The following is a 13,591-nucleotide window of genomic DNA, read 5'->3' on the forward strand; positions in this document are numbered from 1 at the left end:
AAACAATGATATCGAATCATTGTTTTTTAGCGAGCTTATATCCCCATAAATAAATTTAGGGGCTTTACGCTCGCATTTGGTAATACATCTGTGCTGATAATTGCATTTAAAGCTAAAGCTGTATCTTTTCCCGTTTTTTCTAAATCCTGTTTTAAATTAACTGTCGTATTATAAATGAAAATACTTCCCATAAAAATACCACATAAAAAGATAGCACCGATAATCAATATATTAAATTTAAAATATAAGCTATTACGTTTTATATTCATTTTATAATACCCTATTTTATTTTATATTTTTGTTTCAAATTTTCATATAATTCAGGATTTGGCACAACAAATTGGTCAATCATAACCTTATTTAAAGCCTCTTTAACATTTTTCACAGTATGAATATTAAATAAAATATTTTGTATCTTTGCTTTCGTCTCTTTATCTATATCTTTTCTTATCACGATAGGTCCACTAGGTGCTTTTTCTAGTACATCTATAATCTTTATTTGCTTTATAATATCTGGATTTTTCTTAAGTGTATAATCATAAACTTGACTATCTACACTAGCTGCATCTGCTAAATGATTTGCTACGGCTAAAATGGATTTATCATGATTATATGTGTAAAAATATCTATAAAAATATTCTTCTACAGTTGTATTTTTTGATGACAAAATATTATCTATAACTAATTTACCAGAAAAACTAGCTGGGTCTGTAAAAGCAATCGTTTTATGATATAAATCATCAAAACTTTCTATATCACTATCTTTAGCTGTTATTAAATACGTATCATAAAAAATAGTATCATTAGTTTTTATCATTGCTAGTAATTCAATAGGATAAGCCCCTTTATATGATATATATGCCCCTGTGGATAAAAAGGCAATATCTGCTTCTCCATTTGCTAATAATACATTTAATTCTTCATAAGTTTTCTTTTGTATCAACACCACTGGTTGGTCTAATTGACGAGACAATTCATCTATTAATACATGATATGATTTCCTTGTATCTATTGGAGAAATTACTGATGCAAAAGCTATTCTCAAAGGAGTTTTTTCAGGAATACTATTGATTGTAGAGTTTTCTTGTAGCTCAGAAAAATCTATCTTTCCCTCTGATTTATCACAGCCACCGCACAACATAGACACAAAAATTAAAGTCATTGATATAAAAATTAAATAAAAATTTTTAAATAATTTCATATTAAATCGCTTCTCCATAAATTCATAATCATTTAAAATTATATCATGATTATATTAACATTTAAACAAAAAGAAAGCCCAGTATTTTACTGGGCATAATTGGGTATATATTAATTATTTAGAAGAGATTTTTATTTATCATATGCCTGTTTTAAAATACTTATTGGGTGGATAGCTTTTTTTCCACTTCCATTTTCAATTTGTAAACGACAAGTACCACACTCTGATAAAACATAATCAACATGTGCTGATTTTATTTTCTTAAACAATTTAGCTCCAATTTTCATAGAGATTTCATGTTTATCAGCTTTGAAACCATAACTTCCTGAAATTCCACAACAACCAGCATCTGCTTCTGTTACTTGAATTTTAGGAATTTGTCTTAATAAATCTAAGCTTGGAAAACCTATTGCTTGCACCTTCAAATGACAAGGAGCATGATACATATATTTTTTATTATCAAATTTAAAATCTGTATTTAATTCATTGTTATCTGCTAATATTGCTAAATATTCCATAGCATCATAAATGCGTTTTGAACAAGTTTCTAATGCTTCAATATCAAATAATTCATTGTACTCTTGTTTCAACATTAATCCACAACTAGTACATGCAGTAATGATATCATATCCTTTATCAGTCCAATATTTAAAACGACTTACATTTTTCTCTGCATTCACTTTAGCATCATCAAGATATCCACCTGCTACCATAGGTAAACCGCAACAAACAAATTCTTCATCAACAATGACTTCTATTTTATTTTTTTGATAAACCTTCACTAAATCCATGCCAATATCTGGCTGATTATAATTTATGAAACAACCTGGGAAAAATACCACTTTATTAGGATAAGACACTTGTTTAAATTTCTTAAATTTACTATAAAAAGATTCATTAGCGTATGATGGCATTTTTGCGTCTTGTGCTATTCCCATTGCTTTCATCATATTGAGATTTTTTCCAATGCTCATACCGAGATTAGCAAAAGTTGCTCCTAATGGTATAGATGTTATCATTTTTCCCATATTTTCACTGTGCGCTAACATATAATCTGCTTTTGATTTACGTGGATGAGTTTTATAATACTCATTTTTAGCAATCATATTCAAAGTGGAAATAGGTACACCTGAAGGACAAGCTAAATCACAATTTTTACAGTTAGAACAATAATCCAACATATTATCATCATCAGATATTAATTTTCTTAAACGAGTCAATGCTGGACCTGTCATTTTAGGACCACGGAATTTTCTAGTAGCAGCTGTTACAGGACATGCTGTAACACAAATTGTACAGGCAATACATTGGTCTGGATTAATATTTAATTTTACTGACATTATCGCACCACCTTACACAAATCCATAGCTGCTTTGTAGGCAGTTATTAAAGCTACTCCATTACCAGATTTTTCATAACAAAAATCATATCCAGCTAAATTTCTACCTACGATTTTTAAATTATCAATGATTTGTTTTCCATCTTTTGTTATCGGTACTAAATTATTATTTACTTCTATACCGAATTGAGCAAATAACTGTTTACCTTTAGAGAATAATTTTTTATCTGACCAATCAGTTTGTACTTCTGGTACTTCAATATCAATGTTAAAAATAGGTTCTTTCAAGCTACCTATTCCCGCTATTAATCCGCCACCATATATACCACCTGTTGCCAAGATAAAATCATCTGCATAGAATTTCTTTTGTCTTCCATGGCTTTCTACAATAACAGACTTGCATTTATTATCTACGACTTCTGCTGCGATAACTTTTGCTTTTTTAATTATTTCTACACCACATTTTTTTGCATAACTTACTAACATTTTATTTAAACGCAAGCCTGTAATTGCTGGAGGTAATGAAAATACTTCTATAAATGTAGTTTTTAAATCTTGTTGTAATCTATCTAATAAATCGTAATTTGGGTCTAAACCTAAAACCGCTGGCAACACTATAACTGTATCTGGTGTTACATGTGGTTTTAGTTGATTTTTAAAAGAATTAAATCCTTCTTCATGTTCTAACCAAAATGCTATATCTATCGAAGAAATATCCCTTAAATCACGACTATTTACCAAATCAGATTTTATAACTAAAGAAGTAATGCTTTTCTTTTCTTCAAAATCTTTTTTCAAATTTTTAGCTACCATATCAGCATAAAAATCTTTCATGCCTTCAAAGCCAACTACTAATATATGTTTTTTCTCAAATAATACATCTGAATTCATGCTATATGGTGTTAAACATGTTGGCTTGAAATTTCCCAAAGCTGTTGGTATCCATCTATTTCTATTTACATCGCCCATATATGGATAATTTTCTGCTTTTGCTATCTCCATAAATGTCTGTAAAGCTTTTTTAGCTACATCATTTTCAACTTTCGCATAAGGATGATGTTTAGCTACATTTTTTATACCTTCAATTGGATTTGCTACAAAATTGCCATCATCGTCATATCCCAATACATCGATAATTCCACTGCCGATAGTTAAGGTACTTTCTCCATATGATAGAATTTTTACTTTTTTACCTTGTCTACTAGCTACACATGCAGCAAATAGACCAGATAAACCTCCTCCAATAATTAAAAGATCATGTTTCATTGTTTTTCTACTCCGTTCAAATTCAAAGATGCATCATATATCGCACGCGTAAGTTCTATATCACGAAGCATATTTCCCCACAATACAGGACGAATACCTTTCCAGCGTGTTTCTAAAAATTCTTTAAATAAAAATGTAGTATCTTTTGCCTATGGTAAACTACTCTTACTTAAAGCTCCTATACTACGATAAGCACAAAAAGTTCCTTGGCAAGTTCCCATACCTAAACGAGTTCGTCTTCTAATATCACTTACTGTATGACTTGTTTCTTCCTTGGATATCTCTTCAACTTCTGCTCTCGTTACATTTTCACATTCGCAAATAAGTTCTTTAGTTTCTGGGTTTTGTTCGATTTTATCTATTACTTTTTCTAATTTTTCATTGCCCAAACGAGAAGCTGCCAATTCTGCTCCATAACTTGGGAAAACTTTTTTGCTCTAGTCATCAAATCTGGTGAAATATCTTCTACTAAATCTTCTTCAGCAGTTCGACATTTTGCATTCACACCTAATTGACTGCAAACAATATCGCATACTTTTTCAGCCATTAAACGATAAGTTGTGAATTTACCACCACATACACTCATGAAGTTTTTTATACCGTCATATTGATGGTCTAATGTAACAAACCCACGAGAAGCACTTCTACCTTTAGCATTTGGGTCAGCACTATATAATGGACGAGTTCCTGCAAAAACTCTTAAAATACGATAATTATAAATATCTTCAAAAATCACCTTACCTATTTCTAACATAGAAATTACTTCTGAAGTTTCTGTACTAGTATCATCTGGCGCACTATCTATAGAACTTATACCCAAAATAGTAATTGAACCATGTGGTACGAAAATATCTGCGTCAGAAGATTTATGCAATCTATGCACTACTCTATTATAAATTCTGTGATTAAAAGCGATTAATGTACCTTTACTTGGTTTTACATTTACAGATAAACCAGCTAAGTTTGCTACTTCTCCAGCAAATGAACCTGCTGCACTTATCACATAATCACAGGCGATTTTTTCTTCTTTACCTGTCCATCTATCTTTTACTTTTACACCGACAACAACACCATTTACAGTTTCAATAGCTGTTAATTTAGTATAAGTCATCACTCTACCACCATAGCGTTTTGCAGAATCTACTGTTTGCCACAATAAACGAAAACCATCTACAGCAGCACCTGGGCAACGATATGCTGATAATAAACTGCGATTTAAATTTGGCTCTAATTTAAAAGCTTCTTGCATAGTTATAGGAATAGCTGAAATACCACATTCCTTACAAGATTTTACCCATTCTTGTTCAAATTCCTCACTATCTTCAGGAGCTCTTACAAACAAACTTTCTGTAGCTTCTACGCAATGTTTACCTATTCTGCGTAAAATAGTATTTTCTTTTATACATTCAATAGCAGCTTCTTTATCCTTAACAGCATATCTTCCACCACTATGTAACAATCCATGAAATCTAGAACTTGTCCAATATCCTAAATCATCTTGCTCTATTAAAATGGTATCTACACCACGCATAGATAAGTCACGCAAAATACCTACACCTGTTGAGCCTCCCCCAATAATTACAACTGTAGTTTTTAACATAATTTTACATACTCCTTATAAGCTCTCTTCGCATATAAATATCACTATAATAACAATAAATAACAAATTTTTTGAGTTGCTCTCAAGATAAATATATTACTTATCTTGAGAGCTATATTTAAATTTATCTAGAAGGCTAATTAATCTTTAGCTTTTGCATTCCACACCAATAAAGTCAATAATGTGGAAAGAACAGCAGCACCAAACCAAAAATCACCTGCATAAGTGAAATTGTATATTTTTTCTCCATCGATAACTTCTATTATCATCAATTTACCAGTGATGAATTCTTGAATAGCTGCACCTGCATAACTCAATAAACCAATCATACCCATTGCAGCACCTGTAACTCTTTTTGGCACGATATCAACAGCCATCAAACCGCCAAGGTAACAAACTAAAGCACCCATTGTAAAACCATAGAAAGTCATACATAACATATCCATTGTGAAAGATTGTGGTGCCCATAAGAATAAACCAATAGCAGCACTATATAATATTCCATATATTAAGGCAGGAGCATTTCTCTTATGATTGAAGAATTTATCAGATATCCAACCACATAATAATGCACCGAAAATACCTGCTACCTGCATATAAGCCATAACACCGGCTGCACCCATCATGTCATAACCTTTTTGAGAAGTTAAATATACTACGCCCCAACTTTCAATAGCATAACGTGCAATATAGCAACATAAAGAAGCTAAACCTAAAATCCATACAGCTGGATTTTTAATAACGTCCCATTGCATACTGCTTAATTTTTTCTTTTTCAAAGCATCTACTTCAGCTTGAGTTTTTTCACCATAATAAACAGCAGCATTTGGTAAACCCTGAGTTTCTGGTCTATCACTCATACCAAGATAAATAAAAATTGTACCTACAAGACAAATAATACCAGCAGCTATAAAGCCCATAGACCAGCTATATGCACTAACTACAGCAGCGATAGCAAAATAAGCAAATGAAGAACCTAAATTATGGCTAGTGAACCAAATACCATATAAAGTTCCTCGTTCTTTATTACTAAACCATTGATTTAAAGAAACAATAGAAGAACCTGCACCGTAAGATTGGAACCAACCATTTAAACCCCATAAAATAGCAAGTGGAATAAATGAATTTACTAAACCCATACCAACCATTGTTATGGAAGATATAAATAAACCAAATGAGAAAAATTTCTTATTATTTACTCGGTCTGCTAAGAAAATATTTGTAAATTTACCTAAACCGTACGTTACAAAGAAAATTGAACCAATAATACCCACCTGCTCTGGAGTAACAACTCCTGAACCTAAAAGTGGCTTTTTGATTACAGAATAACTCTGTCTAATAATGTAATAAAAAGCATAACCAATAGTGATGGAAACGAATACTCGCCAGCGCAACATATTAAATTTACTCTTAACTTTGTCCTTGTCAGAAATCATTGCTGCGTCAGGAGCTGTTTTAAAAAAATTCCAAATCAGATCTTTCATAATATAGCTCTCCTTAATATATAAATTATTTACTAATTATTCCGTAAATAATTATCGCATATTCTGTTTATTTGTTATATCGGCAAAATTCTGATTTTTTTGTAGGAATTTTTCTGATAGCACTATAAGAAGAAAACTTATAAAAAAATAGAGTAGAGAATTTATCTCTACTCTATTTAATAGCATATTTATTATTTACCTACAGCTAAAGCTGCTTTTACAAAGTCACGGAATAATGGTTGTGGATTATTTGGACGAGATTTTAATTCTGGATGGAACTGAGAAGCTACAAACCAAGGATGATCTTTTACTTCTACGATTTCTACAAGTCCATTATCTGGGCAAACACCAGCAATTACAAGACCAGCATCAGTGAGTTCTTGTTTAAATTCATTGTTGAATTCAAAACGATGACGATGACGTTCATGAATTAATTCACTGCCATAAGCTTCATAAGTTTTTGTACCTGGTGTTACTTTACATGGATAAGAACCAAGTCTCATTGTGCCACCTTTATCTTCAACATTGATCTGAGAAGACATTAAAGCGATTACTGGATGATTTGTTTCTGGATTGAATTCAGAGCTATGAGCATCTTCCATACCACATACATGACGAGCAAATTCAATAACAGAACACTGCATACCAAGGCATAAACCTAAGAATGGGATTTTATTTTCACGAGCGTATTTAATTGCGGAAATTTTACCTTCAACACCACGATCGCCGAAACCACCTGGTACTAAGATACCTTTGCAACCTGCAAATACATCGCTTAAATCAGTGCCTTCTTTTTCAATTTCTTCAGCGTTAACCCATTTAATTTTTACATCTGTAGAATTGTAGATACCTGCATGATGTAATGCTTCTGTAACAGAAATATATGCATCTGGTAATTCTACATATTTACCTACAACAGCAATTTTTACTTTATTTGCAGGATTTTTAATGCGATGAACCATACGTTCCCATTCTTCCATATGAGCTGGGCGATAATCCATTTCTAATTTTTCAAGAACAATTTTATCAAGACCTTCTTTTTGCATCATTAAAGGTACTTCATAAATTGTAGAAGCTGTCATATTCTGGATAACTGCATCTGCATCTACGTCACAGAAAAGAGCTAATTTTTCTTTCATATCTTTAGAAAGTTCCTGTTCTGTACGGCAAACAAGAATATCTGGCTGAATACCAATGCTGCGAAGTTCTTTTACGCTATGCTGAGTTGGTTTTGTTTTTAATTCGCCAGCAGCAGAGATAAATGGAATTAAAGTTACATGAATGTATAATACATCGTGTTTACTTACTTCTTTTTTAACCTGACGAATAGCTTCGAGGAATGGAAGACTTTCGATATCCCCTACTGTACCACCGATTTCAGTGATAACTACATCTGCATCATCATGAGTAGCAACGTCATATACACGTTGTTTAATTTCATTTGTGATATGTGGAATTACCTGAACAGTTTTACCAAGGTAATCACCACGACGTTCTTTATTTAATACAGACCAGTAAATTTTACCAGTAGTTACATTAGAATTTTTTGTAAGATTGATATCAATAAAACGTTCATAATGTCCAAGGTCAAGGTCAGTTTCTGCTCCATCTTCTGTTACGAAAACTTCACCATGCTGATAAGGACTCATAGTACCTGGGTCAATGTTAATATATGGGTCAAATTTTTGAATTGTTACTTTAATACCACGGCTTTTTAATAAACGACCTAAAGAAGCTGCTGTGATACCTTTACCTAAAGAAGAAACTACACCGCCAGTAACAAATATATACTTTGCCATTTAAAAATACTCCTCCTCTATATATCTAAAATTATGCTTTATCTGTATCGTCTTGAATTCCTTCTAATAAAGAAGTGCGACGTCTGTTGGACATTGCTTTCATCTTACTAGCACTAGAAGAACTACTAGAAACACTACTACGTTTTGTTTCTGGTGGATTCCATTCTACAAGACCCCACATACCATTACCTGTATGTTGAAAACGAGCGTCCATATTAATAAGTGTATATACTTCAGATATAGAAGCAGATAAGGACTGCACTGGTTTACATTTTTTCTCTATTACTTCTAAAATAAGGTCTTTAAAAAAGATAGGTTTATTAGCTAAATTTAAGATATAGTATGCTACATCTGTTTCTGAACTATGCAGAAAATCCATCAAGTATTTCCTCCCAATTATCATTTACATTAAAAATTATTACATTTTTTCTGGTGCATTAACACCTAAAATTGCAAGTGCATGAGCTAACACATATTTTACTGCTAAGCAAAGAGCAAGTCTTGCTCCTGCTAATTTTGCATCTACACCTAAAATACGACATTTATTGTAGAAACTATGGAACATAGACGCTAAATCATGTACATATGTTGCAATACGATGTGGTGCTTTATTTTTAGCTGCTGTTGCAATTTCATCTGGATAAGATAATAACTTTTTAATTAAAGCAATTTCTGCTTCATCTGTCAATAAAGAAAGCTGTGGATTTTCAGTTGTTTCAATACCAGCTTCTTTCATTTGACGGAAAATACTACAAATACGAGCATAAGCATATTGAACATAGTATACAGGATTTTCATTAGATTGAGATTTTGCTAAGTTTAAATCAAAATCAAGCTGACTGTCTAAAGAACGCATGATAAAGAAGAAACGAGCTGCATCAGCACCTACTTCTTCGATCAATTCAGATAAAGTTACGCTTTGACCTGTACGTTTAGACATTTTTACAAGTTCACCATCACGATAGAGGCTTACCATTTGTAATAATAAAACTTCTAAATCATCAGCATTATAACCAAGTGCTGCCATTGCTGCTTTTACACGGCAAACATAACCATGGTGGTCAGCACCCCAAATATTGATGAGTTTATCAAATTTACGTTCAAATTTATTATCATGGTATGCAATATCTGCTGCTAAATAAGTAGGAACGCCATTATCACGGATAACTACGCGGTCTTTATCATCACCATAAGCAGTGGATTTTAGCCATAAAGCACCATCTTGTTTATACATGTTGCCATTAGCTAAAAGTTTATCACAAACAGCATTAACAGCATCTGGATGAAGTGTTCTTTCACTGAACCATACATCAAAATGAACATTAAATGCAGCTAAATCTTCTTTTAATGCTGCTAATTTTTCTTTTAATGCTAATTCTTTAAAGATGGATAATCTTTCTTCATCAGACATATTTAAATATTTATCACCATCTTTAGCGATAATGCGTTTTGCTGTTTCAATGATATCTTGACCATGGTAACCATTTTCTGGGAACTCTACTTCTTTACCCAATAATTCAAGATAACGAGCATTTACAGATAATGCCAAGTTATCAATCTGTTTACCAGCATCATTTATATAATATTCACTAGAAACATTATATCCTGCTGCACGCATAAGATTTACTAAAGCACTACCAAAAGCAGCTCCACGACCATGACCTACATGAAGTGGACCAGTAGGGTTAGCACTTACATATTCTACTTGAATTCTTGGTGTTTCTTGTTTTGGTAAATTACCATATTCACTGCCAGCTTTTAATAAATTAGCTAAAGCATCATAAATAACATCAGATTTTAAGTAAAAATTAATAAATCCAGGTCCTGCAATTTCTGTTTTTTCCAAAAAAGTAGCATCTAAACGGCTTACAATTTCTTCAGCAATTTTTCTTGGTGCTACATGAAAAACTCTAGCTGATTGCATAGCAATATTAGATGCGAAATCACCTAATTCTTTCTTTGGTGGTACTTCTAAAATAACAGTAGGTAACTGTCCTTCAGGAAGTGCCTGCTCAGCTATAGCTTTTGCAACTGCATCTTTGATGGCTTGTATAAGCAAATCTTTAGTATCCAATCAAAATCCTCCTAAGTTTTATATTTATCTCTATATTAATTGTATATTAGCAATATATCATTAGTAAACTCAATTTACTGGCTCTAATCTAATCATAAGTTCATTATCACTTTGCCAACTATTATTTATATATAAAGCATAATCTATTTTTATAGTAGATTTCATGCCTGTAATTATTTCCAAACGATGTGTCTTTACCTTCATTTTTAAATTACCATAAGGTGTTATATAATCGCTTACACTTTCTTTTCCTTCGACAAAAACTTGCTGTTGTTGTACGCCACCAGTTCGCATAAGCGTCAGGCTATCTTTTTGTATTTTCAACATCGTTGAAGTTTCTTTTTCTTCATTTAAATCTTTTTCTTTATAAATGACATACAAAATACCATTTTTTGTATAAACATTAGCCAATGCCTTCATTTTTATTGTATTTTGTTTATCATTTTTTTGTTTACTGTTAATTTTAACAATAACTTTGTTCATTAAATAGATAATCTCCCTATAAACACATTAAGTTTTATTATAACTTAATCTTTATACCTTGCCAACTGTATTTAGAGAATTATCCTTTAAAAATAGCTGTAAATTTTTTAATCATCTTCACAGGGCGATAAGACTCTTTTGCTTTTCTTAAACCTTCAATACCCATATCCTCTTCACGATTGATATAAGTCATATCTTGCCAAGTATTAGCTACAAAAGCTTGATTGATAGCTGTATATGCACCATTGACATCTGGATCAGCTTTCTCTACGTGAATAACAGCTGTGTCTTCATTTAACTGTTCACCAAAAGTAAATGCCATTACTTTATTAACTAAAAATAATGCTCCACCTTTTAATTTTAACTGCTCAAAATTATTAAGCACTTCAATGATAGCATCTCGTTCAGCTCCGATAAATGGGTCATCAGGAGTAAGCGCTAAACGTTTTTTATACCAGCCATTAATCGTTATCTTACATAATGTTATTATATCATTATTAATTGGCAAATATTTAGCTTCTGGATAATTTTTTCGGAAACTATTCAAATGATTTTTCTTAGAATGGAATTTTCTTCCTGATAAATTTATTAAATCTATAGCATTATAGACATAATCATCATCATCGCGATTAGTTGAAAACTCAAATTCTCCATTAGGATAATTTTTTAATTCTTCAACGATATTTTCTTCTAAGCCAGAAAGTGTGAATTCTATATTCTTATCATTAAAATATGCTTTTAATTTATCAATAGCTTCAAATAATCTATCTTTTTTACAAAGTGGCTGAAGTGCAAATTCACTATCCTGGAATTTAGCTTTGAAATATAAAATATCATCTTCAATGCACCACATAATGTTATAAGCTTTGCGCCACATAAATAAATTTGTAAAATTCAAATGAGAATTTTCATGATAGTTTAATTTAAAAAAGCTATCTAATCTATCTTTATCATTTATAGTCAATTCATTAAAAATAATTGTAATCACCTTCTTTTTTTAATCTAAAAATACATTATAGCAAATTTTAATTATTTAAATCAAGAATTCTCATTCTTAGTTTATAAATTATCTTTTTAAGCTAACAAAAAATTTTTGAAATTATTTTCATTTTGATATTTACATTTGTTCAACAATAAATTATAATAAGCTTAAGAAATGAAACTTGAATTTTCTTTTTATTTTAAATTTTAATATTAAATAGATTAATGGGAGGATTTCATCATGATAAATTGCGATTTATTAGTAAAAAAAGCTTATGAAGGACGTACTAATGCCTATGCTCCATATTCTAATTTTAAAGTAGGCGCTGCTGTACTCACTGAAGACGATACAATCTATACTGGTTGCAATATAGAAAATGCTTCTTACGGAGCTACTAATTGTGCTGAAAGAACAGCTATCTTCAAAGCCATTTCTGAAGGTCATCAAAAAATTAAAGCTATCGCCATTGTTGGTGTAGAAAATGATTACACTTATCCATGCGGTATCTGCCGTCAAGTAATTGTAGAATTTGCCACTAAAGATATAAAAATCATCTTAGGCAAAAGTCCTACAGAATATATTGTAAAAACTATGGACGAAATCTTACCTGGTGCTTTCACTAAAGAAGATTTAAAAAAATAAAAATTATCCTTCATTAATATAAATAAATAATAAATATATGAAATAAACATCTAAAGGAGTATTTATAATGAACATCAATAAATTAATCGACCACACAGCTTTAAAACCTAATACAAATAAAGAAAGCATTTTAAAATTAATCGCTGAAGCTAAAACTTATGATTTTGCTTCCGTTTGCGTAAATCCTTGCTGGGTTGCACTTGCTCATCAGGAATTAAAAAATACAGATGTTAAAGTATGTACTGTAATCGGCTTCCCTCTTGGTGCTAATACTACAGAAGTAAAAGTTTTTGAAACTAAAGATGCTATTGAAAAAGGCGCTCAAGAAATTGATATGGTAATCAATATCGCAATGCTTAAAGATAAAGAATATGATTATGTAGAAAATGAAATTCATCAAATCGTAGAAGCTGCTAAAGATAAAGCTATCGTAAAAGTAATCATCGAAACTTGCTTATTAACTGATGAAGAAAAAATCAAAGCTTGCGAACTTTCCCAAAAAGCAGGTGCTGACTTTGTAAAAACTTCTACTGGTTTTTCCACTGGTGGTGCAACTGTTCATGACATCGCTCTTATGCGTAAAACAGTAGGAGCTGAAATGGGTGTAAAAGCTTCTGGTGGTGTTCATACTCATGAAGAAGCTCTTGCTATGGTAGAAGCTGGTGCTACTCGTATCGGTGCTAGTGCTGGCGTTAAACTTCTAAAATAAAAACACGGAGGA

The 13,591-nt window shown here is 31.5% G+C and carries 12 protein-coding genes and 1 pseudogene; 2 read left to right on the top strand and 11 right to left on the bottom strand.

Annotated elements, in window-relative coordinates; genetic code table 11:
• Positions 1-35 precede the first annotated feature (35 nt).
• The 11 genes and pseudogenes from AC5LAX_RS01765 to AC5LAX_RS01815 all read right to left on the bottom strand — a co-directional run bounded on the left by AC5LAX_RS01765 (position 36) and on the right by AC5LAX_RS01815 (position 12,234).
• The gene (locus tag AC5LAX_RS01765) at positions 36-269 is read right to left on the bottom strand and encodes a hypothetical protein (protein ID WP_288908848.1); all 234 of its coding nucleotides are present in this window, start codon (positions 267-269) and stop codon (positions 36-38) included.
• 11 nt (positions 270-280) lie between these two features.
• A complete protein-coding gene (locus tag AC5LAX_RS01770) occupies positions 281-1,201 on the bottom strand; it encodes a substrate-binding domain-containing protein (RefSeq protein ID WP_239476357.1) in 921 nt (306 codons plus the stop codon).
• A 131-nt stretch (positions 1,202-1,332) separates the two neighbouring features.
• Positions 1,333-2,541 (bottom strand): anaerobic glycerol-3-phosphate dehydrogenase subunit C, encoded by a 1,209-nt coding sequence (locus AC5LAX_RS01775; protein WP_288908847.1) that lies wholly within the window; start codon positions 2,539-2,541, stop codon positions 1,333-1,335.
• Entirely contained in the window at positions 2,541-3,806 is a 1,266-nt protein-coding gene (gene glpB / locus AC5LAX_RS01780) for an anaerobic glycerol-3-phosphate dehydrogenase subunit GlpB (RefSeq protein WP_288908846.1), read from the bottom strand. The genes AC5LAX_RS01775 and glpB overlap by 1 nt, the downstream gene beginning before the upstream one ends.
• A pseudogene (glpA, locus tag AC5LAX_RS01785) lies at positions 3,803-5,406 on the bottom strand (anaerobic glycerol-3-phosphate dehydrogenase subunit GlpA). Before glpA ends, glpB begins: the two are co-directional and overlap by 4 nt.
• A gap of 140 nt (positions 5,407-5,546) precedes the next feature.
• A complete protein-coding gene (locus AC5LAX_RS01790; protein ID WP_288908845.1) occupies positions 5,547-6,890 on the bottom strand; it encodes an MFS transporter in 1,344 nt (447 codons plus the stop codon).
• 191 nt (positions 6,891-7,081) lie between these two features.
• Positions 7,082-8,689 (bottom strand): CTP synthase, encoded by a 1,608-nt coding sequence (gene pyrG / locus AC5LAX_RS01795; RefSeq protein ID WP_117976665.1) that lies wholly within the window; start codon positions 8,687-8,689, stop codon positions 7,082-7,084.
• A 31-nt stretch (positions 8,690-8,720) separates the two neighbouring features.
• Positions 8,721-9,068, bottom strand: a complete 348-nt coding sequence (rpoE, locus tag AC5LAX_RS01800) for a DNA-directed RNA polymerase subunit delta (protein WP_018999104.1) — start codon at positions 9,066-9,068, stop codon at positions 8,721-8,723.
• A gap of 39 nt (positions 9,069-9,107) precedes the next feature.
• Positions 9,108-10,763, bottom strand: a complete 1,656-nt coding sequence (gene argS / locus AC5LAX_RS01805) for an arginine--tRNA ligase (protein WP_008538679.1) — start codon at positions 10,761-10,763, stop codon at positions 9,108-9,110.
• Positions 10,764-10,832: 69 nt separating this feature from the next.
• A complete protein-coding gene (locus AC5LAX_RS01810) occupies positions 10,833-11,246 on the bottom strand; it encodes a YwiB family protein (RefSeq protein ID WP_288908843.1) in 414 nt (137 codons plus the stop codon).
• 79 nt (positions 11,247-11,325) lie between these two features.
• Positions 11,326-12,234, bottom strand: a complete 909-nt coding sequence (locus tag AC5LAX_RS01815) for a DUF2156 domain-containing protein (protein ID WP_117976668.1) — start codon at positions 12,232-12,234, stop codon at positions 11,326-11,328.
• A gap of 234 nt (positions 12,235-12,468) precedes the next feature.
• Between AC5LAX_RS01815 and AC5LAX_RS01820 the strand changes: the two genes are divergently transcribed.
• Both AC5LAX_RS01820 and deoC read left to right on the top strand, forming a co-directional pair.
• Positions 12,469-12,870, top strand: coding sequence for a cytidine deaminase (locus AC5LAX_RS01820; RefSeq protein ID WP_018999107.1), 402 nt, complete (start codon positions 12,469-12,471; stop codon positions 12,868-12,870).
• 67 nt (positions 12,871-12,937) lie between these two features.
• On the top strand, positions 12,938-13,579 hold the full coding sequence (deoC, locus tag AC5LAX_RS01825; protein WP_008538684.1) for a deoxyribose-phosphate aldolase: 642 nt from the start codon (positions 12,938-12,940) through the stop codon (positions 13,577-13,579).
• Positions 13,580-13,591: the final 12 nt, after the last annotated feature.

This window comes from Megamonas sp., from assembly GCF_986095205.1.

Excerpts from the sequence above, each read along its gene's own strand:
- AC5LAX_RS01765 (WP_288908848.1), bottom strand. The coding sequence starts at position 269 with ATGAATATAAAACGTAATAGCTTATATTTTAAATTTAATATATTGATT.
- glpB (WP_288908846.1), bottom strand. The coding sequence starts at position 3,806 with ATGAAACATGATCTTTTAATTATTGGAGGAGGTTTATCTGGTCTATTT.
- AC5LAX_RS01775 (WP_288908847.1), bottom strand. The coding sequence starts at position 2,541 with ATGTCAGTAAAATTAAATATTAATCCAGACCAATGTATTGCCTGTACA.
- pyrG (WP_117976665.1), bottom strand. The coding sequence starts at position 8,689 with ATGGCAAAGTATATATTTGTTACTGGCGGTGTAGTTTCTTCTTTAGGT.
- AC5LAX_RS01820 (WP_018999107.1), top strand. The coding sequence starts at position 12,469 with ATGATAAATTGCGATTTATTAGTAAAAAAAGCTTATGAAGGACGTACT.
- rpoE (WP_018999104.1), bottom strand. The coding sequence starts at position 9,068 with ATGGATTTTCTGCATAGTTCAGAAACAGATGTAGCATACTATATCTTA.
- AC5LAX_RS01790 (WP_288908845.1), bottom strand. The coding sequence starts at position 6,890 with ATGAAAGATCTGATTTGGAATTTTTTTAAAACAGCTCCTGACGCAGCA.
- AC5LAX_RS01810 (WP_288908843.1), bottom strand. The coding sequence starts at position 11,246 with ATGAACAAAGTTATTGTTAAAATTAACAGTAAACAAAAAAATGATAAA.
- deoC (WP_008538684.1), top strand. The coding sequence starts at position 12,938 with ATGAACATCAATAAATTAATCGACCACACAGCTTTAAAACCTAATACA.
- AC5LAX_RS01770 (WP_239476357.1), bottom strand. The coding sequence starts at position 1,201 with ATGAAATTATTTAAAAATTTTTATTTAATTTTTATATCAATGACTTTA.